Source organism: Arthrobacter sp. NPDC058192 (genome assembly GCF_042883665.1).
GTDB lineage: Bacteria > Actinomycetota > Actinomycetes > Actinomycetales > Micrococcaceae > Arthrobacter.
The window spans coordinates 74,471-98,792 of sequence record NZ_JBHVVJ010000009.1 but is presented as its reverse complement, the minus strand read 5'-3'; the positions used below and the strand labels follow the sequence as shown (position 1 = coordinate 98,792).

Annotated in this window: 21 protein-coding genes and 1 tRNA gene; 11 read left to right on the top strand and 11 right to left on the bottom strand. The window is 66.7% G+C overall.

The window, feature by feature from the left end; translation table 11 throughout:
* Window positions 1–18 precede the first annotated feature (18 nt).
* The 3 genes from ACFVVK_RS10900 to ACFVVK_RS10890 are packed head-to-tail and all read right to left on the bottom strand — an operon-like array spanning window position 19 to window position 2,247.
* On the bottom strand, window positions 19–729 hold the full coding sequence (locus tag ACFVVK_RS10900; RefSeq protein WP_390266434.1) for a hypothetical protein: 711 nt from the start codon (window positions 727–729) through the stop codon (window positions 19–21).
* Between the two features lie 37 nt (window positions 730–766).
* Window positions 767–1,504: a hypothetical protein gene (locus ACFVVK_RS10895; protein ID WP_390266433.1), complete on the bottom strand. Its 738-nt coding sequence runs from the start codon at window positions 1,502–1,504 to the stop codon at window positions 767–769.
* A complete protein-coding gene (locus tag ACFVVK_RS10890; protein ID WP_390266432.1) occupies window positions 1,501–2,247 on the bottom strand; it encodes a hypothetical protein in 747 nt (248 codons plus the stop codon). The genes ACFVVK_RS10895 and ACFVVK_RS10890 overlap by 4 nt, the downstream gene beginning before the upstream one ends.
* Before the next feature lie 268 nt (window positions 2,248–2,515).
* Here ACFVVK_RS10890 and ACFVVK_RS10885 point away from each other — a divergent pair, with 268 nt between their 5' ends.
* Both ACFVVK_RS10885 and ACFVVK_RS10880 read left to right on the top strand, forming a co-directional pair.
* Window positions 2,516–4,183, top strand: coding sequence for an ABC-F family ATP-binding cassette domain-containing protein (locus ACFVVK_RS10885; protein ID WP_390266431.1), 1,668 nt, complete (start codon window positions 2,516–2,518; stop codon window positions 4,181–4,183).
* Window positions 4,180–6,093 (top strand): ABC transporter ATP-binding protein, encoded by a 1,914-nt coding sequence (locus ACFVVK_RS10880; protein ID WP_390266430.1) that lies wholly within the window; start codon window positions 4,180–4,182, stop codon window positions 6,091–6,093. Before ACFVVK_RS10885 ends, ACFVVK_RS10880 begins: the two co-directional genes overlap by 4 nt.
* A 38-nt stretch (window positions 6,094–6,131) precedes the next feature.
* Here ACFVVK_RS10880 and ACFVVK_RS10875 read toward each other — a convergent pair whose 3' ends face one another.
* The 3 genes from ACFVVK_RS10875 to ACFVVK_RS10865 all read right to left on the bottom strand — a co-directional run bounded on the left by ACFVVK_RS10875 (window position 6,132) and on the right by ACFVVK_RS10865 (window position 7,173).
* Complete coding sequence (locus ACFVVK_RS10875) at window positions 6,132–6,548, bottom strand: NUDIX domain-containing protein (protein ID WP_390266429.1); 417 nt, start codon at window positions 6,546–6,548, stop codon at window positions 6,132–6,134.
* Window positions 6,545–7,099: a DUF6314 family protein gene (locus ACFVVK_RS10870; RefSeq protein WP_390266428.1), complete on the bottom strand. Its 555-nt coding sequence runs from the start codon at window positions 7,097–7,099 to the stop codon at window positions 6,545–6,547. The genes ACFVVK_RS10875 and ACFVVK_RS10870 overlap by 4 nt, the downstream gene beginning before the upstream one ends.
* 1 nt (window position 7,100) lies before the next feature.
* Window positions 7,101–7,173: transfer RNA gene (locus tag ACFVVK_RS10865), tRNA-Arg, on the bottom strand.
* Between the two features lie 83 nt (window positions 7,174–7,256).
* Between ACFVVK_RS10865 and ACFVVK_RS10860 the strand changes: the two genes are divergently transcribed.
* Entirely contained in the window at window positions 7,257–8,057 is an 801-nt protein-coding gene (locus tag ACFVVK_RS10860) for a hypothetical protein (protein ID WP_390266427.1), read from the top strand.
* Here the strand turns inward: ACFVVK_RS10860 and ACFVVK_RS10855 are convergent.
* Entirely contained in the window at window positions 8,054–9,643 is a 1,590-nt protein-coding gene (locus ACFVVK_RS10855) for a chitinase (protein WP_390266426.1), read from the bottom strand. The genes ACFVVK_RS10860 and ACFVVK_RS10855 overlap by 4 nt on opposite strands.
* A gap of 519 nt (window positions 9,644–10,162) precedes the next feature.
* Here ACFVVK_RS10855 and ACFVVK_RS10850 point away from each other — a divergent pair.
* From ACFVVK_RS10850 to ACFVVK_RS10840, 3 genes are read left to right on the top strand one after another with little or no spacing between them, the layout of a single operon-like run.
* The gene (locus ACFVVK_RS10850) at window positions 10,163–12,196 is read left to right on the top strand and encodes a glycosyltransferase family 2 protein (protein WP_390266521.1); all 2,034 of its coding nucleotides are present in this window, start codon (window positions 10,163–10,165) and stop codon (window positions 12,194–12,196) included.
* On the top strand, window positions 12,193–12,678 hold the full coding sequence (locus tag ACFVVK_RS10845) for a hypothetical protein (RefSeq protein WP_390266425.1): 486 nt from the start codon (window positions 12,193–12,195) through the stop codon (window positions 12,676–12,678). The genes ACFVVK_RS10850 and ACFVVK_RS10845 overlap by 4 nt, the downstream gene beginning before the upstream one ends.
* Window positions 12,668–14,203: a putative bifunctional diguanylate cyclase/phosphodiesterase gene (locus ACFVVK_RS10840; protein ID WP_390266424.1), complete on the top strand. Its 1,536-nt coding sequence runs from the start codon at window positions 12,668–12,670 to the stop codon at window positions 14,201–14,203. Before ACFVVK_RS10845 ends, ACFVVK_RS10840 begins: the two co-directional genes overlap by 11 nt.
* A 99-nt stretch (window positions 14,204–14,302) precedes the next feature.
* Here ACFVVK_RS10840 and ACFVVK_RS10835 read toward each other — a convergent pair whose 3' ends face one another.
* Entirely contained in the window at window positions 14,303–14,455 is a 153-nt protein-coding gene (locus ACFVVK_RS10835) for a hypothetical protein (protein WP_390266423.1), read from the bottom strand.
* 212 nt (window positions 14,456–14,667) lie between these two features.
* Between ACFVVK_RS10835 and ACFVVK_RS10830 the strand changes: the two genes are divergently transcribed.
* Window positions 14,668–15,714 (top strand): hypothetical protein, encoded by a 1,047-nt coding sequence (locus ACFVVK_RS10830; protein ID WP_390266422.1) that lies wholly within the window; start codon window positions 14,668–14,670, stop codon window positions 15,712–15,714.
* Window positions 15,715–16,054: 340 nt separating this feature from the next.
* Here the strand turns inward: ACFVVK_RS10830 and ACFVVK_RS10825 are convergent, their stop codons facing one another.
* Window positions 16,055–16,705: a hypothetical protein gene (locus ACFVVK_RS10825; RefSeq protein WP_390266421.1), complete on the bottom strand. Its 651-nt coding sequence runs from the start codon at window positions 16,703–16,705 to the stop codon at window positions 16,055–16,057.
* A gap of 77 nt (window positions 16,706–16,782) precedes the next feature.
* On the opposite strand from ACFVVK_RS10825, the gene ACFVVK_RS10820 reads away from it, so the two are divergent.
* The 4 genes from ACFVVK_RS10820 (at window position 16,783) to sucD (ending at window position 23,026) form a co-directional block, all read left to right on the top strand.
* Entirely contained in the window at window positions 16,783–17,640 is an 858-nt protein-coding gene (locus ACFVVK_RS10820; RefSeq protein WP_390266420.1) for an inositol monophosphatase family protein, read from the top strand.
* A gap of 352 nt (window positions 17,641–17,992) precedes the next feature.
* Entirely contained in the window at window positions 17,993–20,596 is a 2,604-nt protein-coding gene (gene pcrA, locus ACFVVK_RS10815; protein ID WP_390266520.1) for a DNA helicase PcrA, read from the top strand.
* Window positions 20,597–20,941: 345 nt separating this feature from the next.
* Window positions 20,942–22,111, top strand: coding sequence for an ADP-forming succinate--CoA ligase subunit beta (gene sucC / locus ACFVVK_RS10810; RefSeq protein WP_390266419.1), 1,170 nt, complete (start codon window positions 20,942–20,944; stop codon window positions 22,109–22,111).
* A gap of 12 nt (window positions 22,112–22,123) precedes the next feature.
* Window positions 22,124–23,026 carry a succinate--CoA ligase subunit alpha gene (gene sucD, locus ACFVVK_RS10805; protein ID WP_390266418.1) on the top strand — a complete coding sequence of 301 codons (903 nt, stop codon included), beginning with the start codon at window positions 22,124–22,126 and terminating at the stop codon, window positions 23,024–23,026.
* 151 nt (window positions 23,027–23,177) lie between these two features.
* Here sucD and ACFVVK_RS10800 read toward each other — a convergent pair whose 3' ends face one another.
* Window positions 23,178–23,660, bottom strand: a complete 483-nt coding sequence (locus ACFVVK_RS10800) for an SRPBCC family protein (RefSeq protein WP_390266417.1) — start codon at window positions 23,658–23,660, stop codon at window positions 23,178–23,180.
* Window positions 23,657–24,019, bottom strand: a complete 363-nt coding sequence (locus tag ACFVVK_RS10795) for an ArsR/SmtB family transcription factor (protein WP_390266519.1) — start codon at window positions 24,017–24,019, stop codon at window positions 23,657–23,659. Before ACFVVK_RS10795 ends, ACFVVK_RS10800 begins: the two co-directional genes overlap by 4 nt.
* Window positions 24,020–24,322 lie beyond the last annotated feature (303 nt).

Here is a 24,322-nt window from a genome sequence, read left to right as displayed (position 1 = left end):
CGGAATGTTGCGTGAGTGTTACCGGCCGCTTTTGTTCGCCAGCCCGGACAACCAGAACAGGCACAGACCCAGGACGTAGCCCACCACCGCCAAATAGTTGACCGATTGCTGCGCGAGGAGCCAGTCGGGCGGGGCAAAGGAAGCCGGGACGCTGATGGCGGTGGCGACAGCCCCCAGGGATGTCAGGAGGGCCGCGGCCCGGATCAGCCGCGGCAAACGGCTGGTGGCGGTGCCCACCAGTGCCGGCAGGAGGACCACTGAAACAAAGCCGGGATAGCTGCGGCCGGCTGCGGCATAGAACGGCGCCACCACGGCATTGTGCCCGCCGTCGTTAGCTATTTCCAACAGGCCGGCCGACGATCCGCGGGTGTCCATGAGGGAGAACGTGGCCACTACCGCGACAGCACTCGCCGCCAGTGCCCAGCGTCCTGGCGGCCCGGCGATGAGGCGGTGGCCGCGTGCGTCCGCTAGCCCGTTGGCCACCCGCAGGCCCACCAGCAGGACCGCCGCAAAGACCAGGAACCGCAGGATCAGGTGGGTGACGTTCCAGCCCCCCAGCGCCACGTCGATCGCCTCGTAGGGCCCGGGCACTGAGAGCAGGCTGCACAGCGTCGCGATGAACAGTATGCCGAAAACCATCCTGTTCCGCCCCCGGACGGCATCCGGTACGCGCAGGAGGAGCACCACTGAACAAATGATCAGCGTGCCCCACTGGAGGATTGCCATCATTCCTGCTTCTTCCGCACCGCTCGGTAACTCAGTGCCCCTACCATCGGGTGGGGACAGCTTGCTTCTTCTGGGTCCGCTGCGCAAGCACCTTTGCCAGCCAGATCAGCGCCAGCCCGAGGACCAGGCACAGCACGGCCGTGTAGTTGATGACGTACCGCAAAATTCCCAGCGGCGGCGGGATGACCGGGGACAGCAGGCTCAAGGAAGTGGCCACCGTGCCCAGCGCCATCAATGCCGCGCTGGACCGTACGAGGCGCGGGAGCTTGCTGCGCAGCGCCCGCAGCATGGCCGGGAGCAGGGCCACGGTGACGTACGCCGGGTAGAGGCGTCCGGCGGCACCGTAGTACTCCACCAAGGCGGCATTGCGGGGGCCCTTGGCGAACACTGCGTTCATCCCCGCGGAGGAGCCCGCGGTGTCCATCATCAGGAAAACCACCACCACGGCGGCAGAGGCCGCCGCCGCCACCCCGATGCCAACGGGGCCGGTGATGAGCCCCAGGGCGTCGTTCGCGCTGAAGCCCCGGGCCATTCGGAGTCCAAGGAAGAAGATGGCCGCGAAAATGACAAAGCGGAGCACCAGGTTGGCGATATTCAGGCCTCCCAGGGCACGGTCCACCGCCAGGTAGGGGCCATCGATGCTGAGCAGGGTCGCCAGGGTTGCCAGCGCAAAGAGGGAGAACAAGGAGCGGTTCTCGCCCCGGAGGGCGCTCGGAAGACGGGCCAGCGTGACGACGGTACATACCGCCAGGGTGGTCCACTGCAGGATCCCGATCATCCGAGGTGCTCCCAAATCTTCTCTGTCTGTGCTTGTTCCTGCTCCTGGCGCCGCAGCGATTTTCCGAGCGCCTGGAGCCGTTCCCCGGCAAGCGCGGTGAGTTCCCCGTTGGAGAGTGCGTCCAACGCTGACTGCTTCGCCCCTGATGGCCAGCCGGCCTCATCCTCAGTGATCAAGCCGGTGGCGACGAGTCCTCCCGTGAGTCCGACGCCCGCGGCGCGGGCCGTTGCGAACGCCAGTACGGGGGGCAGCCTGTTCGCTGTGAGCTGGGCCGAATAATTCTGGGGTGCGACGCCGGTGGCGGACGAAACCCGGTGGCGCAACTCGCCGTCGTCAACTGCGTCCACCCAGTTCCGGACCGAGGTGGCGTGCGGGGCGGGACTCAGCCCGGGCACCAAAGAGCTCCCTTCCGCACCGTCGCCGCCTTGGGCAGGCGAGGACCGGGCAATGACCGTGCGCAACAAGTCCATCGTGGCAACCTGGCTGACGAGCTCGGCGGCGGTCGGCGGTTGCTGCGGGGCGGCCAGCTCCGCGTAGTGCTCGAACGTGGCCAGAGCCGCGATCGGACTCAAACCCAGTGCGCGGCTGATGCTGACAACCGTGGTTTCGGTCACTTTTCCGCGGACCAATTGCTGGGCCAGGGTGGTGCGTTTGATGCCGGAGATCCTGCAGATATCGGCTGTACTCGCTGACGGCGCCACCTGATGAAGCCAGACTTGGAACGCCTTTGCGGATATGGGCATCTAGTGCTTTCTGCGGAGTCGATTGGCAGTGTGGTCTTCGGTCTGCGGCGGGGCTGCGGTGCCGCAGGTCCGTGTCACGGCTCTGGGGTCTGGGATTTTGCGTAGGGTCCTGATTGAACTATGCTAAATGGTCGAACCCGCTGGTCCGTACACCCCCCAAGTCCGGACCAGCGGGTTCTTCTATGCCCGGCCGGATTCTGCCGGGTTTCGTCCCCTGGGAACACCCCTCGTTGAAGCCTGTTCCCGGCCCGGGTGAGAGAATGAACTAATGACTGCAACCCTTGTTGCCAAGGACCTTTCCGGTGGTCACGACCACCGCACGCTCTTCACCAAGCTCTCCCTGACCGTAGCCCCCGGCGACGTCGTCGGCGTCGTGGGCGCCAACGGTGCCGGCAAATCCACCCTCCTGCGGCTCCTGGCCGGCGTCGATGAACCGCAGGAAGGCACGGTGAGCCTTGCTCCCTCCGACGCCTTTGTCGGCTGGCTGCCGCAGGAACACGAACGGGTCGCCGGCGAAACCGTGGCCGGATACATCGCCCGTCGCACGGGCTGCGCCCAGGCGACGGCAGCCATGGAGTCCACCGCCGAAGCCCTGGGCTCGGGCGCGCCGGGCGCCGATGACGCGTACTCCCTGGCCTTCGACCGCTGGATGGCCTCCGGCGCCGCTGACCTGGAGGACCGGATCCCGGCCGTCCTGGCAGACCTGGGCCTTGAGGTGGGACCGGACGCCGGGATGACCGGGCTGTCCGGCGGCCAGGCGGCGCGCGTTGCCCTGGCGGCCCTGCTGCTCAGCCGGTTCGACATTGTGCTGCTCGACGAGCCCACCAACGACCTCGACCTCGGCGGACTGGCCAAACTCGAGGCCTTCGTGCAGGGCCTGCGCGGCGGCGTCGTCCTGGTCTCCCATGACCGCGAGTTCCTCGCGCGCTGCGTGTCCACGGTGGTGGAGCTGGACCTGGCGCAGAACTCGGTTGCCGTGTACGACGGCGGCTACGAGTCCTACCTGGAGGAACGGGCCGTCGCCCGCCGCCATGCCCGCGAACGGTACGAGGAATTTGCCGCCACCAAGGCCGACCTCGTGTCCCGGGCGCGCACGCAGCGCGAGTGGAGCTCCCAGGGCGTCCGCAACGCCATGAAGAAGAACCCGGACAATGACAAGATCCGCCGGGCGGCCAGCACCGAGTCCTCGGAAAAGCAGGGGCAAAAGGTCCGGCAGATGGAATCGCGGATCGCGCGGCTCGAGGAAGTCGAGGAACCCCGCAAGGAATGGCAGCTGCAGTTCAGCATCGGAGCGGCCCCCCGCTCCAGCGCCGTAGTAGCCACCCTGCGCGACGCCGTCGCGCGGCAGGGCGACTTCACCCTGGGCCCGGTGAACCTGCAACTGAACGCGGGGGAGCGGATCGGGATCACGGGCCCGAACGGCGCCGGGAAATCCACCCTGCTCCGGCTCCTGCTGGGCGTTCAGCAGCCCGACGCCGGGAACGCCGCCATGGGCGCGTCGGTGGCGGTCGGCGAGATCGACCAGGCCCGCGGCCTGCTGGCCGGCGAGCTGTTGCTGGCGGACGCCGTCGAGGCCGTCCTGACGGACCAGGCCCCGGCCGAAGTTCGCACCCTGCTGGCAAAGTTCGGCCTCAAGGCCGATCACACCAACCGTCCGGTCGACTCCCTTTCGCCGGGGGAACGGACCCGGGCCGCGCTGGCGCTCCTGCAGGCCCGCGGCGTGAACCTGCTGGTCCTGGACGAACCCACCAACCACCTCGACCTGCCCGCGATTGAACAGCTCGAGGAAGCACTCGACAGCTACGACGGCGCACTGCTGCTCGTCACCCACGACCGGCGGCTGCTGGAAAACGTCCGTCTTGACGCGCGCTGGAACGTCGAGAACGGCGTCGTCACCGAACTGCACGCCGATGCCCCGAAAGGCAGCACCACATGAGCATGGACCGGGTCGCCTGGAGCTCCCTCTACAACATCACCCGCGCCTCCAGCGGGTCCAAGCCGTTCTCGAAGGCGCTCCTGAAGCGGGTCTTCGGCTTTGCCCGCCCGCACCGCGGCAAGCTGGTCGCCTTCGTGCTGCTGTCCATCGTGATGGCCGTCCTGGCTGTGGCCACCCCGGTCCTCGCCGGGCAGGTGGTGGACGAGATCATCGCCCACGCGGATGCCGGAACGGTGATCGGGCTCGCCGTCCTGATCGCCCTTGTGGCGGTGGCGGAGGCCGGGCTGGGGCTGCTGACCCGCTGGCTGTCCTCCACGATCGGCGAAGGCGTGATCCTGGATCTGCGGACCAAAGTCTTCGACCACGTCCAGAAGATGCCGATTGCCTTCTTCACCAGGACCCGCACCGGAGCCCTCGTGAGCCGGCTGAACAATGACGTCATCGGGGCGCAGTCGGCCTTCGCCGGCACGCTCTCCGGCGTGGTCAGCAATGTCGTGGCCCTCGCGCTGACCCTGGTGGTCATGCTCAACAAGTCGTGGCTTGTGACAGTGCTCGCCATGATCCTGCTGCCGATCTTCCTGATCCCGGCCCGCCGGATGGGTTCCAGGCTCGCTGACCTGCGGCGCGAGGCGGCCGAACACAACGCGGCCATGGGCACCCAGATGACCGAGCGCTTCTCCGCGCCCGGCGCCACCCTGGTCAAGCTCTTCGGTCGCCCCGACGAGGAGTCCCACGAGTTCGCGCTCCGTGCCGGCCGGGTCCGGGACATCGGCGTGCGCACCGCCATGCTGCAGTTCACCTTCGTCACGGCGCTGACCCTGGTCTCGGCCCTGGCCCTCGCCCTGGTCTATGGCCTGGGCGGCTGGCTCGCGCTCGCCGGGCAGCTGGCCGCGGGCGACGTCGTGGTGCTCGCGCTGCTGCTCACCCGCCTGTATGCGCCGCTCACGGCGCTCTCAAACGCCCGCGTGGAAATCATGAGCGCCCTGGTCAGCTTCGAGCGCGTCTTTGAAATCCTGGACCTCAAACCGCTGATCCAGCAGAAGCCCGACGCCGTCGCCTCCCCGCCCGGACCGCTCTCGGTGGAGTTCGACGACGTCCGCTTCGCCTACCCCTCGGCGGACAAGGTCTCACTGGCCTCCCTGGAGGACGTGCGGACCCTGGACACCCGCGGCGGTGAAGAAGTGCTGCACGGCATCAGCTTCCGGGTGGAACCGGGGCAGACAGTGGCCCTGGTCGGCTCCTCCGGAGCCGGGAAGTCCACCATCGCGCAGCTGCTTTCGCGCCTGTACGACGTCGACTCGGGTGCCGTCCGCTTCGGCGGCACGACGCCGGGCACGGGCGTGGACGTCCGCGACCTCACCTTCGATTCGATGCGCCAGACCCTGGGCATGGTGACCCAGGACGGCCACCTGTTCCACGAGAGCATCGCCTCCAACCTGCGCCTGGCCCGCCCGGAGGCCAGCGACGAGCAGCTCTGGGACGTGCTGCGCCGCGCCCGGCTCGAGGACATGATCAGGGCCCTGCCCGATGGCCTGGACACCGTGGTGGGGGAGCGCGGCTACCGGCTCTCCGGCGGCGAACGGCAACGACTGACGATTGCCCGCCTGCTCATTGCACAGCCGCGCGTGGTCATCCTCGACGAAGCCACCGCCGCGCTGGACTCAACCAATGAGGCCGCAGTGCAGGGGGCGTTGGGCGCCGCCCTGGAAGGCCGGACCGCCGTGGTGATCGCCCACCGGCTCTCCACGGTCCGCGCGGCGGACGCGATCCTGGTGGTCGAGGGCGGCTCGATCGTGGAACGCGGCACCCACAATGAACTGCTCGCCGCCGAGGGCCGCTACGCGGAGCTGTACCGGACCCAGTTCGCCGAGGCCAGCGCGGTGGCCCGGGAGGCTGTGCCGGAGTACTAAAACCGGAGTACTAAAGCCGGCCTACTAAATCCGGGGTACTACGGCCGGCGTGCTGCCGGGCCGGCCGAGAGCGCCGGCAGCACATGGTCGGTCAGCAGCGGCGCAAGGTCCCCGGGAGGCTCCGCGGCGAGGTCCAGCCAGCGGATCTCGGCGATTTCCCCGGACGGCCGGGCACTCCATACGCCGGGAGCCGTGAAGACGGTGGCCTCGATCATGGTGGCAGCCTCGTTGGCCGCATCCGCCAGCCAGCAGCCCAGCAGGTCGAGGCGGTCGGGGGCCAGCACAATGCCCACCTCTTCCTGGAGCTCGCGCGCCGCGGCCTCCGCCGCGGTTTCGCCGGCCTCGGGTTTGCCGCCGGGGTGCATGAACTTGTCCGTGCCCCTTTTCCGGACGGTCAGGAGGCGCCCGGCGTCATCGAAGACGCAGACGGCGGAGACGACAATCCGGGGATTCACCCTGCCAGCCTAGCGTCCGTCACCGCGGCCCCGGCGGCGTTGACGGGGGCGGCCGCCGGGTCCACGCCCGCGTCCAGCCGGCGCAGGACCGACTCGAGCAGCTGGTCCTTGGCGGGACCGGTGACGTCCCATCGGTAGACGGCCTCGTGCGGTCCGAGCATGGTGTAGGTCACGCGGTAGGTGTCCGGGTCGCACCAGTGCACGTCCTGGTTGCTGTGCCCGGCGAAGCCCATGCGGTGGAACGGACGGCCGTCCGGAAAGGCCATGTCCATAACCTCACCCGTCTCTGCGGGCCGCAACAGGTATTCCCGGCTCGCGGGCCCCGTGAACGGCACGCCATCAAAGGATGTCCAGCTCACGGTGCCCTCTTCGCGCCAGCGCAGGCCGCCGTCGCCGTCATCCGTAAACCGGACGACGCCGGTAAAGGTGCCGCGGGTTCCGGTGCGGCGGTCCAGCAGGGTGCGGTCCACGGACCAGGAGCCGCGCAGGTAGGCGCGGAGGTCAAAGCCCGGACCCGGGTCCGGGAATGCGTCCGGGGCAGGAAGGTTCAAGTGCCCTCGATTGGAATCGAACCAACGACACCGGCTTTAGGAGAGCCGTGCTCTATCCACTGAGCTACGAGGGCGGGCGTCCGGGACCGGCCAAGAGCCGGTCCTGTCGGACACGGATATAAGCATACAAGGTGAGCGGGGGTACTACGCTCTAGGCATGACCGCAGGAACCACCGGGCTGTCCGCTGACGCCATCTATTACCCGGACGTGGCCGCCACACGTTTTTACGTCGGGGCACTGGCGAAGCTGAGTGTGCTGCAGTATTTCGTGGCCGAGGCGGCTGTGATCGGCGTCTGGGCAGGTGCGGAACCATACAGCCGCCGCACCGGCTACATCAGCGACCTGGGCGCCGTGGCTTGCGGGGACTTCGATGGCCGGGAGGTCTGCTCGCCGGCCCACCTGCTGATGAATGCGTCCTTTGTGGTCCAGGGTATTGGCATGGTCATCGGTGCCCTGCTGCTTGGCTCGGTGCTGCTGTACTGTGCCGCGCGGCCCGGTGCACCGGCCGGCGGTCGGGCGGGCTCGCAGCCCGTTTCACCGGCCCGGGGCCGGGCGGGCTGGAGCACGGGGGTGATCACGGCGGCCGCGGCCCGGATGCTGACCGGCATCGCCGGGGCGGGGACGGTGATCGTGGGGCTGGTCCCCGAAGACACGGGATCCGGCTGGCATCTGGCCGGCGCCTTGATGTACTTCGCCGCCGGGTCGCTGGCACTTTTGGTGATCGGCGTGCTGTGGGTCAGACGGACCTCCCTGGGCTGGATCATCCTGGCCTGCGGCGTGGTGTCCCTGACGGCGCTCATCGCAGGCGGCGTCACCGGCATGCACGTGCCGGAACCGGGCACGCTGGAAAGGCTCATGGGGTATCCCATTACGGTCGGCATCGCCGTCGCGGGCCTGGTCATCGCCCAGCGGGTCCGGCACGAGCGCTCGCTGCGCAGGGCCGCCCGGGTGCCTTAGCGCGCCGGAGCCGACGCAGCGGCGGTGGGCGCCGCCGTCGGCGTGGCCATGAGCTTGAGCAGTTCCTCATCGCGCAGCTTGGACCACGGCGACTCCATTGATCCCTGCAGCGCAGCTTCGGGGCTGTCCGTCTGGGTCCACCACTTGGCCTCGAAGACCCGGCCCTCGAAGAGCACCCGGTCGCCCTTGCGGTAGACCTTGGCCGGCTGCCACGCCGGGGCCGTGCCGGCCGGTGCGGTGAGGCGGGGTGTCGGCTTGTCCCCGACCAGTACCGGGCCGATGATGCGCCAGGGGGTCGCGGTGCCCTGGAGTACGGGATCATCCGGGGTGTCGGCGCGGGTCCACCATTTGGCCTCGTACACGTTGGAATGCCACACGATCCGGTCGCCGGAGGTGTAGGCGGTGTTCTCCGACCACACCGGATACGGGCTGGTGGAGGGGTCGTCCCTGACGGCCGGGACCGGCGTCGGCTGGGCCGCAGTTTCCGCCGCGGCGGCGGGGCTCGCCGTCACGCCGGCGCCGAGGATCGTGGCGAAGGTGGAACTTCCCTGATCCACGCCGCTGCAGCCGTCGGAAACCTTCGTGACGTCCGGGAAATTCTGGCTGCAGGTGCGGTCGCGGTTCAGGGACCACATGGAAAGGCGGCCGAGGCCCTGTTTGCTGGCGTAGGCGCTGAGCTCCTCCGCGTCCTTGAGCGAGAAGATTTCGCCGGGGATGTCGTTCTGGCCAATCATCGGGGTCAGTCCGACCTTCCGCCACACCGTTTCGCTGCCGAGTTCGGTGCCGGCGGTCCGGTACAGCTCGGTGAGCTGGCGGTGGGTGGCTTCCGCGGCGGACACGGCGTTCTCGTACATCGACCGGCCGGCCAGTTTGCTCCCGCCGTAATCCATGGTCATCGCGTTCACCCCGGCGAGGTCGACGCCTCCGGCCACCATCCGCCGGACGGCATCGCTGCCTGCCGCCGTGAGGCCGTTGGGATCAGCGGGGAGCGTCAGCCAGACGCTGAGCCCCTTGCCGTCGCGCTGGCGGTCCTTCTGGAGAGCAGAGATGGCCGCTGAACGCCGTTCGAGGGCTGCGGCATCGGAGAGGGCTTCGCCTTCCACGTCCAGATCGACGCTGGTGACGTTGTAGCGGTCGACGACGGTCCGGTAGGCCGACTTGAGCTTGGCGGGATCGGTGCAGGAGACGGCGAGCTCGCGGTTGGCCAGTCCGCCGAAGGAGATGGCCACGGTGCCGCCAAGTTGCTGCAGCCGTGCCACCCGACGGTCCAGGTCCAGCGAGTTCGCTGCGTCGGCCAGGGAGTAGGCGGCGCCCCAGGACGGCGTGCACGGATCCTTGGGATCAGCGACGACGAAGGAAAGCACGACTTTTTGGGCTTCCTTGGACACCGGATCCTCGAAGGCGTACCGCGGCGTGGCGGTGACGTCGACATATCCGGAGAACACGGACGGAATGGCTTCGGCGGCCCGAACGTCTTGGAAATTGCCCCACGCGACGACTCCGCCGGCAGCGGCAGCAATTACGGCGCCGATGAGTATTCCGAGCCGGACCACCGATAGCTTGCGGCCTGGAAATCTTTCGGACACAGGGCCCCCCTTGTGCGTCTTTTTGTTGGGCAGCCGGGCGTGCGCCTGGCCGCCAGTATCAGCTCGTGTAATTCCGGGGTGTTCGATGTCCGGTAAGCCTTTGACCTTGCATTATCATAAGGGCACTCACCGGAACATCCGGTGCGGCGTGCGGGTCTCGTCGTAGGCGCGCGCCAATATGCCGACTTTGCAGTCATATGGGGACTAATGCCAGATCAGCTTGTCTTGCCGCGTGCGGATGCGGAAAGCGCGAATTCCGAAGAAAAAGGTGTGATCCGGCGTCGGCAATGGGGGGCGGAGCGGCGTTCCGAGCCGCTGTCGATTGTTCATCCGAGACCGTCCCGGCGCAAAATCATCCTCGGCCGGCTGGGAATTCTCACCACGCTGGCTGCATGGGTCGCCTACGTCATTTCCACCATCTTGCGGGAACTCGCGAACAACCCGAATGCAGGTTTCAGGTTTCAGCTTGAGACGGTTTCCTATCTTGTGGTCGTAACATTTCTGACATTTTCGGCGCTTATGTATCTGATGGCCCGGCAGGGGGCCCTGTACCGTTTCCGGGACCACGCCAGGGTGCCGCGGGGCGAGCTGGACCGGCACTTCGCCGGGTACACCGAGGGCATCACGGTCCTCGTTCCCTCCTATGCCGAAGAACCCCAGGTGGTGCGCTCCACGCTGTGGTCCGCCGCCTTGCAGGAGTTCCCGGACCTCAAGGTGGTGCTGCTCCTCGACGACCCGCCGTACCCCAAGGACCTGGGCGATCGTGCCCGGCTGGACAAAACCCGTGCGCTGACCGCCGAAATCGCCGCCGAGCTCAGTGTGCCGGCCGCCCGCTTCAACGCGGCCCTGGCCGGATTCCGACGCCGGGACAAGGCGCACGACGGCGGCAGTAACGCGGCCGAGCTTGCAATCCTGATCTCCGAATACGAGGCCGCCGCCGAATGGCTGGAGGCCATGGCCGCCGCCGAAACGGTCGAAGACCACGTTGACGAGTTCTTCGTTGACCTCGTCCTGATGGGCCTGGCCCGGGAGCTGAGGCTGGTGCTCGTGGGACTGAACGCCGCCCTGGCGCAGCTGGCATCGCCGCCGCGTTCCCGGCTCGAGGAGCTGTACCTCCGGCTGACCTGGATCTTCAACGTCTCCACGGAGACGTTCGAACGCAAGAAATACGCGAGCCTCTCACACGAGGCGAACAAGGCCATGAACCTGAACGCCTACATTTCGCTGATGGGCCACACCTGGCACAAGGAAACCACCGCGGACGGCCTGGTGCTGCGCAAGGCGGCCGACGCCGGTTCCGACGTCCCCGGCGAGGTCATGGAGGTCCGGAACACGACCTACCTGTTGACGCTCGACGCCGACTCCCTGCTCCTGCGCGACTACTGCCTCCGGCTGGTCTACTTCCTGGAATCGGCAGGCAATGAGCGCGTCGCGGTGACCCAGACTCCGTACTCCTCCTTCCGCGGAGCCCCCACCCGCATCGAGCGGGTCGCCGGAGCCACCACCGACCTCCAGCACATCCTCCACCAGGGCATGAGCTACTACGGCGCGACCTTCTGGGTGGGCGCCAACGCCGTCATCCGCAAACGCGCCCTGGAGGACATCGTGGAGGTGGAGAGCACCGGCGGCTTCGAGATCCGGACCTACATCCAGGACCGCACCGTCATCGAAGACACCGAATCAAGCATCGACCTAGGCCAGCATGGCTGGACCCTGGTGAACTATCCGGAACGGCTCAGCTACAGCGCGACTCCGCCGGATTTCGGTTCCCTCGTGGTCCAGCGCCGGCGCTGGGCGAATGGCGGCTTGCTGATCCTGCCCAAGCTGTGGGTCCAGCTCCGCCAGCACCGGTCCGAGCGCCGCGCGATCCTGTTCCGGGAGGTGCTGCTGCGGGTCAACTACATGGCCTCCATCGCCTGGGCGAGCTTCGGCCTCGTCTTCCTCCTGGCCTACCCGTACGACAGCCGGCTGCTGAGCCCGGTGGTGTTCCTCGCGGCCCTGCCGTACTTCCTGGCCATGGGCAGCGACCTGCGTGACTGCGGGCACCGCTTCAGCGACATCTTCCGGATCTACGGCTTCAACCTTGTGCTGCTGCCCGTCAACCTGGCCGGCGTGCTGAAATCGCTGCAGCAGGCCCTCACGGGCGACAAGATTCCCTTCGCCCGCACACCCAAGGTCAAGGACCGCACCGCGGCCCCGGCCCTCTACGTCCTGACGCCGTACGCGATCGTGGCCTTTTCGCTCCTGACCGTGTGGCGGGACGCCCAGGCGGGGAACTGGGGCAATGTGGCCTTCGCCTCCCTGAACGCCGCCCTGGCCGCCTTCGCGATCCACGCCTACATCGGTGTCTTCAACTCCGCCGTGGATGTATTCCTCGGGGTGGTTAACTGGCTGTACGTCAGTCCGCGGACCAAGACAGTGAAGGAGAGCCCTGTGATTGCCAAGACAGCCGAGGAAGTCGACTGGGAAACGATCCTCTATCACGGCGACCGCCGGCTCAACCGTGACCTCCGGGGCTCCACGGACCGCCGCCGTCGAATTGCAGCCCGATGACCATCGAGGCCCTGGCCGGGCAGGACGAGCGGCTGCCGGACGAGGCAGCCGGCGGCATCCCGGGCCTCGACCCCGGCGCCATCCAGGGTGACGTGCACGGTGTTGCAGCCACTGACGCGGGCGCGGCCATCGGCGTGCGGATGATCGACGGCGGCATCATCGAAGTCCTGCTGCCCCCCAACCAGGAAATCCAGGGTCCGGAGGCGCGCATCGCCGGTGAGGCTGTCCGTTCCCTCGCCGCCGGACGGCGCGTGCCGGTGATCCTGGTGATCACCGGCGTCGTCGGTGTCAGCGTTGAGGCGAGGCGGGCCTACACAGGATCCATCGCCGCCACAGCGTTCGCCTTGGTGGGCGAGACCCCGGTGGACCGCGTCATTGCCCATTACCTTCTGCGGTCCAGGGGCGAGTCGATCCCGGCGCAGTTCTTCACGTCGGAGTCTGCGGCCATCGAATGGTTGAGGCAGTATGCCCGTGAAGAATGACGCACAGGACCCCAGACTGCACGCCCTCGTGGAAGGGATTGTGCGGATTGCCGGAGGCGATTTGAGCACCAGGATCCCGCACTCCGGGGCCCGGGACGACGTCGCCGCCGTCATTGCCGGCATCAACCTGATGGCCGATGACCTGCAGACCATCTACCAGGAGCTTGAGGAACGGGTCGAAAGCCGCACGGCCATGCTGCGTGAGGCGCAGGTGGAGCTTGAACGCATGGCGCTTACCGACCCCTTGACGCAACTCGCCAACAGGACGGCCCTCAACTCAGTCCTGAGCCATGCGCTGGCCGAGACCTCGCGGGGCGAGATGCCGCCGGCGCTCCTGATTCTCGACCTCGATTCCTTCAAGGGAATCAACGACACCCTGGGGCACAGCGCCGGCGACGACGTGCTGCGGGCAATCGCGCGCCGCCTGCAGGACGCCGTCCGCGAGACGGACACGGTGGCGCGCCTTGGCGGCGACGAATTCGCCGTCATGCTGCCGAAATCCAACCTGGTCCGCGCGCGCCGGGTGGCGAACAGGATCCTTGCCGCACTCAGCGAGAGCCTCGACGTCGGGGACCTGAGAATCACCTGCGGAACCAGCATTGGCCTGCGGATCGCGGACCCCGGCCAGTCCGTGGATGACCTGGTCATGGAGGCCGACACGGCCATGTACGCCGCCAAGGCCCAGCCGCACAGCAGCATCAAAGTGTTCGAGCCGGCCCTGCTGTATGCGCGCCGGCTGCAGAGCGTCATGGTCACGGAAATGCGCGAAGCCATCGAACAGGACCAGCTGACCCTGCACTACCAGCCCGTGGTGGACCTCGCCACAGGCAGGATGGAAGGCGTGGAGGCACTGGTCCGGTGGAACCACCCGGAACGCGGTCTCCTCATGCCGGACCAGTTCATTCCCGTGGCCGAGGAGAGCGGGATCATCGTGGACCTGGGCCACTGGGTGCTGCGCAACGCCGTGCAGCAGCTGCGGCAATGGCAGCAGGACCTGCAGGTGGACAGCACCTTCAACGTGCGCGTCAACATCTCCACCACCGAACTGCAAAACCTCGAACTGATCGAACACGTGCGGGACATCCTCAGGGAGACCGGGGTGGATGCCTCCAACCTGATCATTGAGCTGACGGAATCCATGGCGGTCAACGGCGGCGATATCGACCAGTATTCGCTCAACGGCCTGCGGCGACTTGGTGTGCAGCTTGAAATCGATGACTTTGGCACCGGCTATTCCTCCATCAGCTACCTGCGAAAGCTGCCCGTGAACGTGGTCAAGATCGACCGGAGCCTGATCAGCGGCCTTGGCGCCGACGAACAGCAACGGGATTTCGTGTCCGCGGTGCTGCATCTTATTCACGCCTGCGGCCTGAAAGCGCTGGCCGAGGGCATCGAGACCGCGGAACAGGCGGAAGTCCTGCGGGAGATGGGCTGCAGCAGCGGCCAGGGCTACTATTTTGGTCGACCCGCGCCGGCTTCGGCATTTGCATCCGTCCTCGGCGGCTCGGGGGCCCGCCAGGAATAGCATTTATGGCGCCTTCATGTGCGCCGGGATCGTTGCATTGAAACCAAAGAGGCGGGCGTCGGATGTGATCCGATGCCCGCCTCGGTGCTCTTGCTTTAGTTAGTTCTTCGGGGTGGAGTTCGGCCACCAGTTAACGGCCTCCACGGATCCCTGGCCGGCGTTATCGCCGGAAGCCGAGATCGCGGAGGTCGCGGAAAGGCCTGCGACTGCCAGCGCACCGGCAATGAGGAGTGTTGCAAGGGACTTCTTCATGAATGGCTCCAGATACGGTAGGGGCTGATGGGACTCATGTGATGCGAGTTCAGTATAGGGCCAGAAGACACGCCGTGTTGCAAGGAATCTCGCCGGTGCCCCAAAATCTGTGTTATTTGCGCGCCCGCGGACCAAATCCTGCGCGAAAACTGCGTGCAGCTTGCTTGTGCCTGCTGTGCAAATGCGGTCCTGTGGCAACGGATAATGTAGTCATGACCTTGCACTCCGCTTCGCCTTCGTACGCCGCCGCTGAATTGCGGGCGTACGAGCACCGGACCAACCATGCCTTCATCCAGGCAGCCGGCAGCGCCGACGATGCCGCGCAGATAGCTCGTAATGAGGGTGATATGGATGCCTGGTGGAACATGACGTTTCTCAAGGCCGAGAATCTTCTGGACGCCGAGGAGTTCGAGACCTGCGCCGCGCTTGCGTCGGAACTGGCTGATGGCCCTTATGCGACCACCGATCGCCACGCCAAAGCGGGAGCGTACATCCTGGTGGCAAAGGCCAGGCAAGGTGCTGGATTGCTGGAACAGGCCGTTGACGCGGCCAGGGCTGCCGTGCAACTCGTGTCAGATGACGATGCCGGGGTGGATGTCGAAATCGACGTCGAAATCGATGTCAAGGCTCGCCAGGCACTCATCGCCTCATTGGCGGACAGCGGGAGGCTGGAAGAGGCCTGGACTGAATGCCTTGCCCTGGCCGAGGCAGTTTCCGCCGAAGTCGACGACCAACTAATCGGCAAGGTCTACTGGGTGATCGGGAACGTTGCCTTCCTCTGCAGCAGGGTGCCGGAAGGTCTTCGGTACCACGAGCTCGCGGCCGCGACGTTCTCACCGGCAAGGAACCTCGACGTCTGGGCAAAGTTCAATAAGGCTTCGGCGGCCATGCGGCTCGCGGCCGACATCGCCGACGCCGACACTTTGCGCTGTATCGAAAGGGCGGAACTGGCCACGGACGTCATCGGCGGGAGCGCGAACGACTACCTGCTCATGAGGCTGAACCGCGCGCACTGGAATTTTCTGGCTGGTGAATCCAACGCCGCCATCGAACTGCTCGAACAGATCCGTGCCGATCTGGAAACGCCTTCGCCTCAGATCCTGGGCGAGGCGTGCTTGCTGCTGGGTCGGTCCCACGCCGCCTTAGGGAACGCGGACGAAGCCCGAAAGTACCTTCAGGAAGCTGCAGAGCACTTTGACAAGGCCGGAGCCCCGCAGCGTGCAGAGCAGGCCGTTGAGTTCCTGAGCGACGCGCCCTGATATTCCGTTGAGCCTGGCTTAGCCCGGATTGGCGTGCCCGGGCCTTGCGGAGGCTGGACATGTCCCTTTGATGCGTGCCCTGGACCACAATGGAGTGCACATGTCCCTTGGTTTCGGCGAGGGCTGGACATAAGGGCGTGATGTCCAGCGGCTGCCCCCAGCGATGGACATGTCCCTCGGCTGGAGCTGTTTGCCAGCAACTTGTCCAGCGACCGCGCCCACGGATGGACATGTCCCGTGGCCCGTGTCGCGTACGACGGACATGCATTGCGCTCGTGCTCAAGGGTGGACATGTCCCTTGGCCGGAGTTGGCTTCGGGGGACTTGTCCAGCGGCAGGGATCAGGGCTGGACATGTCCCGCGGGAGGGGAAGCGGCGGCGCCCTTTCGCCCGAGGAACAGGGCTAGCCCGCCGGCCAGGATGCTCAGCGCCAGGAGTACCCAGCCGGCCACCGTGAGTCCGGAGGCGAGGGCGACCTGACCGGCGTCGGCGGTTCCGGCGGAAAGCATCGCGTCAATGGCCGTGTTGCCCCACAGCCGGACCGCCGCAAAGAGCAGCGGGAGCGCCCACAGCGCCCAGCGCAGGGATTTTCGGGCCACGTTCGTTCCGATCAGCAGCAGCCACGTGAAGCCGAAGATCAGCGGGAAGAGGGTCCCGGCGGTTTTGTGGACGTAGCTGAGCTGGCCCCGGGCGGCGTCGTCCATGGCCGCCTGCAGCTGCTCCACGAACCCCTGATCGAAGCCGCCGAGCATGGAGTCCGGCATGGCCAGGCCGTTGGAGAGCTGCGTGAGCTGGTTGAGGGTGAGGAGGTGGAGGTACCAGAAGAGGAACAGGCTGGCCACGACGCCGGCAATCACAATCAGGTTGCTGTTGCCCTGTGCCTTCTGCGGTGTCCGGTCGGCGGTCGGATTGATCACCGGGGGAAGTTGGTGCTGGGGGACCGCCGCGTTGGCGCCGTGCTTCTTAATCCGCTGCGCGGGTGTCTTGGCCATGGCTCCATTATCGCCCGTCCGGCACGGCCGGCCGCGCCGGCTGTTCTCTGCCGGCAGGCGCCGATAGTCTGGACGGCGTGACGGAACTAGGAAAACACCGGCTGGGCCGGCACAGCACCGCAGATCTTGACCCGTCGCTGGATGACTACCAGCTGGCCGAGTCCCTGGTCCGCGAGGCCGGGACGCTGGCGCTGCTGATGCGGCAGGCCGGGCTCGAGGGCAAGCAGAAAACCTCGGTCTCGGACGTGGTCACGGCCGCCGACCATGCCGCCGAGGCCTACGTGCTGGAGCAGCTCCGGCGCTGCCGGCCGGACGACGCCGTCCTGGGTGAAGAGGGCGCCTCCGTGGCGGGCAGCAGCGGCCGGACCTGGGTCATTGATCCCGTCGACGGGACCTACAATTTCCTGCACGGATCCACCTACTGGTGCTCGGCCATCGCCCTGAAGGATTCATCCGGCGCCGGGCTCGGCGCGATTTTCCAGCCGGAAGAGGACAAGCTCTGGCTCGGCGGGACATCCCGGGCCGCAACGCTCAACGGCGAAAAGCTTGTCACCTTCCTCCCCGACGCGTCCGGAGGCAAAGGACGAGCGGACACGCCCGTCGCCGAACTCGGCGCCGCAACGTACATCCACCCGACCTGGCTGGCCGATCCGATGTGCGCCATGCCCTGGCATGCGGCGGCGACATCGGCGGCTGCCCTGCGCATGTTCGGGTCCGGCTCCTGCGACCTCAGCCGCGTGGCCGACGGCGAGCTCGGCTGCTGGTTCCAGCACAGCTGCCCCGAATGGGACTGGCTGCCCGGCAAAGCCATCGTCGAGGCCGCCGGGGGCGCGACCGACGTCGTGCGCGTCAATGGCCTCGACTGGTTCATCGCCGGAGGTACGACGGCGGTGCGGCAGTTGCGTGCCGCGCTCAGTTCGGCAGCGGTGGGCTAGCCTTCCCGCGCAGGTACGTGCCGGAGGACATGCTCATTTTCCGGACCCGTGCACGGGACATGCCCATTTTTCAGTGCGCGGTCCGAGGGACATGCTCATTTTTTGTTGTTAGGACTGGGCATACGGGGACTATGTCCACTGGGTGCGGGCAACGGAGGGCATGCTCCTTTCCGGACCCGCTCCAAGGGACATGCTCATTTTTCAGTGCGGGGTCGGGGGGACATGCCCATCCTTCGTTGCTAAGCCCGGGCATAAGGGGAGTATGTCCACTGGGTGCGGGCAGGGGAGGGCATGTGCAAGGGGGCGGACGCGGGTGTCAGTGCCACCGCCTAGACTTAGATACACCATGGATATGTTGTTTGACCCTTATGCCGACGGACCCTTCCAAGCTGCCTCCAAGTCGGTGGCAGCGACAAAGTCCCGGGCAGAATCCGGTCTGGCCGGGCAAGATCCAGGCGCGGGATTCGGCGGCCGCGGATTCGGTCCTGGCGGTCCCGGCGGCGGATTCGGCCCTGACGGGCACGGCAACGGCGGCGGGTTCGGCCCCGGCGGCCCCGGCCCTGATGGCAACAGCGGCCATGCCACTGACGGCGGCTGGGACCGTCCGCACCTGCCGAACGCCAGCGAACTCCTCGAGGGCCTGAACCCGCAGCAGGAGGAAGCGGTCAAGCACACCGGCAGCGCCCTGCTGATTGTGGCCGGCGCCGGATCGGGGAAGACCCGGGTGCTCAGTAACCGGATCGCCTACCTGATCGCCACGCGGCGGGCCCATCACGGCGAGATCCTGGCCATCACCTTCACCAACAAGGCCGCCGCCGAAATGCGCGAGCGGATCGAGGCGCTGGTCGGCGGCCGGGCCAAGACGATGTGGATCTCCACCTTCCACTCCTCCTGCGTCCGGATCCTGCGCCGCGAAGCGAAGAACGTCGGGCTCAACTCCAACTTCTCGATCTACGATTCCGCGGATTCGCTGCGCCTGATCACGCTCGTGGCCAAGAACCTGGACCTGGATCCCAAGCGCTTCCCGCCCAAGGCCATCCAGCACAAGATTTCCGCGCTCAAGAACGAGCTCATCGACGATGACTCTTACGCCTCCAGCGCCAACTACAACGATCCTTTCGAGCAGGCCGTCGCCGAGGTCTTCAAGGGCTACACCCAGCGCCTGCGCCAGGCCAATGCCATGGACTTCGATGACCTGATCGCCCAGACCGTGTACATGTTCCGGGCGTTCCCTGCGCTCGCCGAGTCCTACCGGCGCCGCTTCCGCCACGTCCTCGTGGACGAATACCAGGACACCAACCACGCCCAGTACGCCCTGGTGCGCGAAATCGTCGGCGAGGGCCCGGATGCTTCCGAACTGACGGTCGTGGGCGACTCGGACCAGTCCATCTACGCCTTCCGCGGCGCGGACATCCGCAACATCGTGGAGTTCGAGAAGGACTACCCGGACGCCCGGACCATCAAGCTCGAGCAGAACTACCGCTCCACCCAGACCATCCTTAGCGCCGCCAATTCCGTGATCTCCCGCAACCCCAACCGGCCGGAGAAGCGGCTCTGGACGGCCGAGGGCGACGGCGAGAAGATCGTCGGCTACGTCGGTGAGAATGAGCACGACGAGGCCCAGTTCATCGCCAAGGAAATCGACCGGCTGCAGGATGAGGGCAACCTGCGCCCCGGCGACGTCGCCATTTTCTACCGCACCAACGCGCAGTCCCGCTCGATCGAAGACGTCCTCGTGCGCGTGGGGCTCCCCTACAAGGTGGTCGGCGGCACCCGTTTCTACGAGCGCAAGGAAATCAAGGACGCCCTGGCGTACCTGCGGGTCCTGGTCAACCCGGACGACGACGTCAACCTCCGCCGGATCCTCAACGAACCCAAGCGCGGCATCGGTGACCGTGCCGAGGGTGCCGTCGCTGCCCTCGCCGAGCGCGAACGCACGTCCTTCATGGCGGCGGCCCGGCGCGCTGATGAGGCCCCCGGTATGGCCACCCGCTCCGTCAACGCGGTCCTGGGCTTCGTCAAACTCCTGGATGACCTCGCCGAGGTCGCCTCGGGCTCCGGCGCGTCCGCCGCACTGGAGGCCGTGCTCGAGCAGACCGGATACCTTGCGGCGCTGCGTTCCAGTACCGATCCCCAGGACGAGTCGCGGGTGGAGAACCTCGCGGAACTTGTCGCCGTCGTGCGCGAATACGAACGCGACAACCCGGAAGGTTCCCTGGGTGCGTTCCTGGAGCAGGTCTCCCTCGTGGCCGACGCCGACCAGATCCCCGATGCTCCCGGCGGCGACGCCGACGACCTCGCCGCCGCAGTCGCGGAGGCCAAGCGCCTGGGCGTCGTCACCCTCATGACCCTGCACACGGCCAAGGGACTCGAATTCCCGGTGGTCTTCCTCACCGGCATGGAGCACGGGCTGTTCCCGCACCAGCGCTCCGCCACCGATCCGAAGGAACTGGCCGAGGAACGCCGGCTGGCCTACGTCGGGCTGACCCGCGCGCGGAAGCGCCTCTACCTGACCCGCTCGGAGGTCCGGAGCATGTGGGGCCAAAGCCAGTACAACCCCGCGAGCCAGTTCATCGAGGAGATCCCGGCCGATCTCGTCGAATGGAAGCGCGAAGGTGCCAGCCGGCAGTCCGGCGGCTGGGGCGGCGGCGCCATCGGTTCCAGCCGCTACGGAGGATCATTCTGGGGCGCCGGAACCGCCCGCGGCACCGGGGCCGGCCCTTCCGCGGGCTTCAACGCCGATGTTCCCGCCGCAGTGGCCAAGAACAGGGTCCAGCCGCAGAAGGAAATCGTCGCCGTGAGCGTGGGGGACAAGGTCAACCACACCAGCTTCGGCAACGGCACCGTCCTGGCGGTGGAGGGCGCCGGGGACAAGACGGTCGCCAAGGTGAAGTTCGACGTCGGCGAGAAACGCCTGCTGCTGCGCTACGCACCGCTGACCAAACTGGACGCCTAGGTCGGACCGTCGCCGGGTCCGGTGCCGGATCGGGCCGCCGGTTCCGCGATCATTACGGCCGCAGTTCCGGCGTCGCCGGGCGGCCCGCGCTGACGCCGTCGAAGGCCCCAAAAACCGCGTAATCTAGCGGTTTTTCTACGCTCCATAGAATAGTGTCCTTACTCACATAACAGGTAGTCTGGGACGGGCTGGTCCGATCGAAGGACTAGAGTTCCCAGAGGAGCATTGCGCCGTGTGGCTCGTTTCCAACTTGTCGCAGGGTGCGTTTATTCCGCAGCCCGGTAACCGCGAGTGCGCGGGGTCCGGCTGTACAGAAACTACTTCGACGTAGAAGGACACTAAACCGTGGACCTGTTTGAATATCAGGCGCGCGATATGTTCGAGGCGCACGGTGTACCCGTGCTTGCCGGCATCGTGGCGCACACCCCTGAAGAAGCAAAGGCAGCTGCCGAGAAGATCGGCGGCGTAACTGTCGTCAAGGCACAGGTTAAGGTCGGTGGCCGCGGTAAGGCCGGCGGCGTTAAGGTCGCAAAGACCGCTGATGAAGCGCTGGAACACTCCACCAACATCCTCGGGATGGACATCAAGGGCCACACCGTCAACAAGGTGATGATTGCCCAGGGTGCGGACATCGCCGAAGAGTACTACTTCTCCGTCCTGCTGGACCGCGCCAACCGCAACTACCTGGCCATGTGCTCGGTCGAGGGCGGCATGGAAATCGAGCAGCTCGCCGTCGAGCGGCCCGATGCCCTGGCGAAGATCGCCATCGATCCGGCTGTCGGCATCGACCAGGCCAAGGCCGACGAAATCGTCGCCGCTGCCGGTTTTGCTGAGGAGCTGCGCGGCAAGGTCGCCGCCGTCATCCTCAAGCTCTGGGACGTCTTCAAGAAGGAAGACGCCACCCTCGTGGAGGTCAACCCGCTGGTCAAGACCGGCGCCGGCGAGATCGTTGCCCTCGACGGCAAGGTTTCCCTGGACGAGAACGCGGACTTCCGCCACCCCAAGCACGTTGCCCTTGAAGACAAGGAAGCTGCTGACCCGCTCGAGGCCAAGGCCAAGGAGCAGGACCTGAACTACGTCAAGCTCGACGGCGAGGTCGGAATCATCGGTAACGGCGCCGGACTGGTCATGTCCACCCTGGACGTCGTTGCCTACGCCGGCGAAAACCACGGCAACGTCAAGCCTGCCAACTTCCTGGACATCGGCGGTGGAGCGTCCGCCGAGGTCATGGCGGCAGGTCTCGACGTCATCCTGGGCGACGAGCAGGTCAAGTCCGTGTTCGTCAACGTCTTCGGCGGCATCACCGCGTGCGACGCCGTGGCCAAGGGCATCGTGGGCGCGCTGGCCGAGCTGGGCCACTCCGCGAACAAGCCGCTGGTCGTCCGCCTCGACGGCAACAACGTTGAGGAAGGCCGCCGCATCCTGGCCGAGGCCAACCACCCGCTGGTTACCCTGGCCGCCACCATGGACGAGGGCGCCGACAAGGCCGCCGAGCTCGCCAACGCAGCTAAGTAAAGGGACCGCACCATGTCTATCTATCTGAACAAGGACTCCAAGGTCATCGTCCAGGGCATCACCGGCGGCGAAGGCACCAAGCACACCGCCCTCATGCTCAAGGCCGGCACCAACATTGTCGGCGGCGTCAACGCCCGCAAGGCCGGCACCACGGTCCTGCACGGCGACAACGAAATCACCGTCTTTGGCACCGTCAAGGAAGCCATGGCCGAGACCGGCGCCGACGTCTCCATCGTCTTCGTCCCGCCGGCCTTCACCAAGGACGCCGTCGTTGAAGCCATCGAGGCCGGCATCGGCCTCGTCGTCGTCATCACCGAAGGCGTGCCGGTTCAGGACTCCGCCGAGTTCTGGGCACTGGCCCAGTCCAAGGTCGACGCCGACGGCAAGCAGGTCACCCGCATCATCGGACCGAACTGCCCCGGCATCATCACCCCGGGTGAGGCCCTGGTCGGCATCACCCCGGCCAACATCACGGGCAAGGGCCCCATCGGCCTGGTCTCCAAGTCCGGCACCCTGACCTACCAGATGATGTACGAACTGCGCGACCTGGGCTTCTCCACCGCGATCGGCATCGGCGGTGACCCGGTCATCGGCACCACTCACATCGACGCGCTCGAGGCGTTCGAAGCCGACCCCGAGACCAAGGCGATCGTCATGATCGGCGAAATCGGCGGCGACGCCGAAGAACGTGCAGCCGACTTCATCAAGGCCAACGTCACCAAGCCGGTCGTCGGCTACGTGGCCGGCTTCACCGCCCCGGAAGGCAAGACCATGGGCCACGCCGGCGCCATCGTCTCCGGTTCCGCGGGCACCGCCCAGGCCAAGAAGGAAGCCCTCGAGGCTGCCGGCGTCAAGGTCGGCAAGACGCCGTCCGAGACCGCCAAGCTCCTGCGCGAGGTTTTCGCAGCCCTCTAGGTCGCAGCCAGCACCAGCAACGCGGGGTCGCTTGCGGACCGTTCCACCCGGTGGAACGGACGCGAGGCGGCCCCGCGTTGCTTTTATTTAAGGACGACGACGGCGGCCCCGCCTTCCGGTGAGGGCGGCGCCGTCGTCGTTCTTTGCGTCTTTAGACCTTTGCGCCGGCGAGGACTTCTTCGAGGCGCTCGTAGGCCTCGGACAGGCCGCCTTCCATGCCCGACTGGGCCATGCCGTCGCGCGCTTCCAGGGTTGGGTAGACCGCGTGTCCGATGAAACGGCAGCGGCCGCCCCCGAGGTCCTTGAAAGTCAAAAACTCGATGCTCACCACGTCCGGGTAGCCGTCGAACTCGAAGGTCTGGATCGCGAAGTCGTTCTCACGGACGGTGTGGAAGACGCCGCTGAACACATAGGCACTGCCGTCCGGAGCAGTGTGGGTGTAGCGGTAGCTGCCGCCGGTCCTGAAGTCGTAGTGGTCAATGGTCATGCCCATCCGCCGCGGCCCGAGCCACTGGGCGACGAGGTCCGGGTCCTTGTGGGCCCGGAAGACCTCCGCGAGAGGAAAATCGAAGTCGCGCTCGAAATCGATGAAAGGCAGGCCTTCGGGAACTGTCAAGGTCAGTGCGTTGCTCATGATGCATCCTTTGCCTGGGCGCCGGACTGGGCGGCGCGGGTTTCAAGCACGGCGTCAAGGCTGCGGAACTGCCCCTCGCGGACCAGGCGATACTGGTCGATCCATGCGGTGAGCTCCTCAAGCCGTGCGGGGTTCAGGTGGACGGGCCTGCGCTGCGCGTCACGGGTACGCGTGACCAGCTGCGCCTGCTCGAGCACCTGGATGTGCTTCGAGACCGCCTGCTTGGTGATCGCGAAGGGTTCCGCCAGTTCGTTCACTGTGGCCGGACCCCGGCTCAGCCGGGCAATGATGCGGCGGCGGACCGGATCGGCGAGGGCCAGGAAGGCCGCGTCCAGCTCGCCGTCGTCGCGCCCGTCCACCCGATGCCTCACCTCCCCGTCTTGGAATGGGCGGTTAATCGCCGCCCATCCGCCTTGTCAAATGATTGGTCAAATGATTGGTTGATCAACCCGGACGTTGTTAACGGTACTCCCGGCCCCCGCCCTCCGCAATGGGTCAGTCACAGCCCAATGCCGGGGGTCTATCGGCGGTCCGGGTTGCTGGATACGGCCGCAAAACCGTGCGGTTTGCGAGCTTGTCGGTATGTCAGGACAAGCCGTAGCAGGGGCGCTGGTACCTCTCGTGCGAATTGACGTCAACCGCGGCCCGGCAGGGGCCGATGC

Coding starts and splice junctions, on each gene's coding strand:
- ACFVVK_RS10900 (WP_390266434.1), bottom strand. CDS start 729: ATGATGGCAATCCTCCAGTGGGGCACGCTGATCATTTGTTCAGTGGTG.
- ACFVVK_RS10895 (WP_390266433.1), bottom strand. CDS start 1,504: ATGATCGGGATCCTGCAGTGGACCACCCTGGCGGTATGTACCGTCGTC.
- ACFVVK_RS10890 (WP_390266432.1), bottom strand. CDS start 2,247: ATGCCCATATCCGCAAAGGCGTTCCAAGTCTGGCTTCATCAGGTGGCG.
- ACFVVK_RS10885 (WP_390266431.1), top strand. CDS start 2,516: ATGACTGCAACCCTTGTTGCCAAGGACCTTTCCGGTGGTCACGACCAC.
- ACFVVK_RS10880 (WP_390266430.1), top strand. CDS start 4,180: ATGAGCATGGACCGGGTCGCCTGGAGCTCCCTCTACAACATCACCCGC.
- ACFVVK_RS10860 (WP_390266427.1), top strand. CDS start 7,257: ATGACCGCAGGAACCACCGGGCTGTCCGCTGACGCCATCTATTACCCG.
- ACFVVK_RS10850 (WP_390266521.1), top strand. CDS start 10,163: ATGTATCTGATGGCCCGGCAGGGGGCCCTGTACCGTTTCCGGGACCAC.
- ACFVVK_RS10845 (WP_390266425.1), top strand. CDS start 12,193: ATGACCATCGAGGCCCTGGCCGGGCAGGACGAGCGGCTGCCGGACGAG.
- ACFVVK_RS10835 (WP_390266423.1), bottom strand. CDS start 14,455: ATGAAGAAGTCCCTTGCAACACTCCTCATTGCCGGTGCGCTGGCAGTC.
- ACFVVK_RS10830 (WP_390266422.1), top strand. CDS start 14,668: ATGACCTTGCACTCCGCTTCGCCTTCGTACGCCGCCGCTGAATTGCGG.
- ACFVVK_RS10825 (WP_390266421.1), bottom strand. CDS start 16,705: ATGGCCAAGACACCCGCGCAGCGGATTAAGAAGCACGGCGCCAACGCG.
- pcrA (WP_390266520.1), top strand. CDS start 17,993: ATGTTGTTTGACCCTTATGCCGACGGACCCTTCCAAGCTGCCTCCAAG.
- sucD (WP_390266418.1), top strand. CDS start 22,124: ATGTCTATCTATCTGAACAAGGACTCCAAGGTCATCGTCCAGGGCATC.
- ACFVVK_RS10800 (WP_390266417.1), bottom strand. CDS start 23,660: ATGAGCAACGCACTGACCTTGACAGTTCCCGAAGGCCTGCCTTTCATC.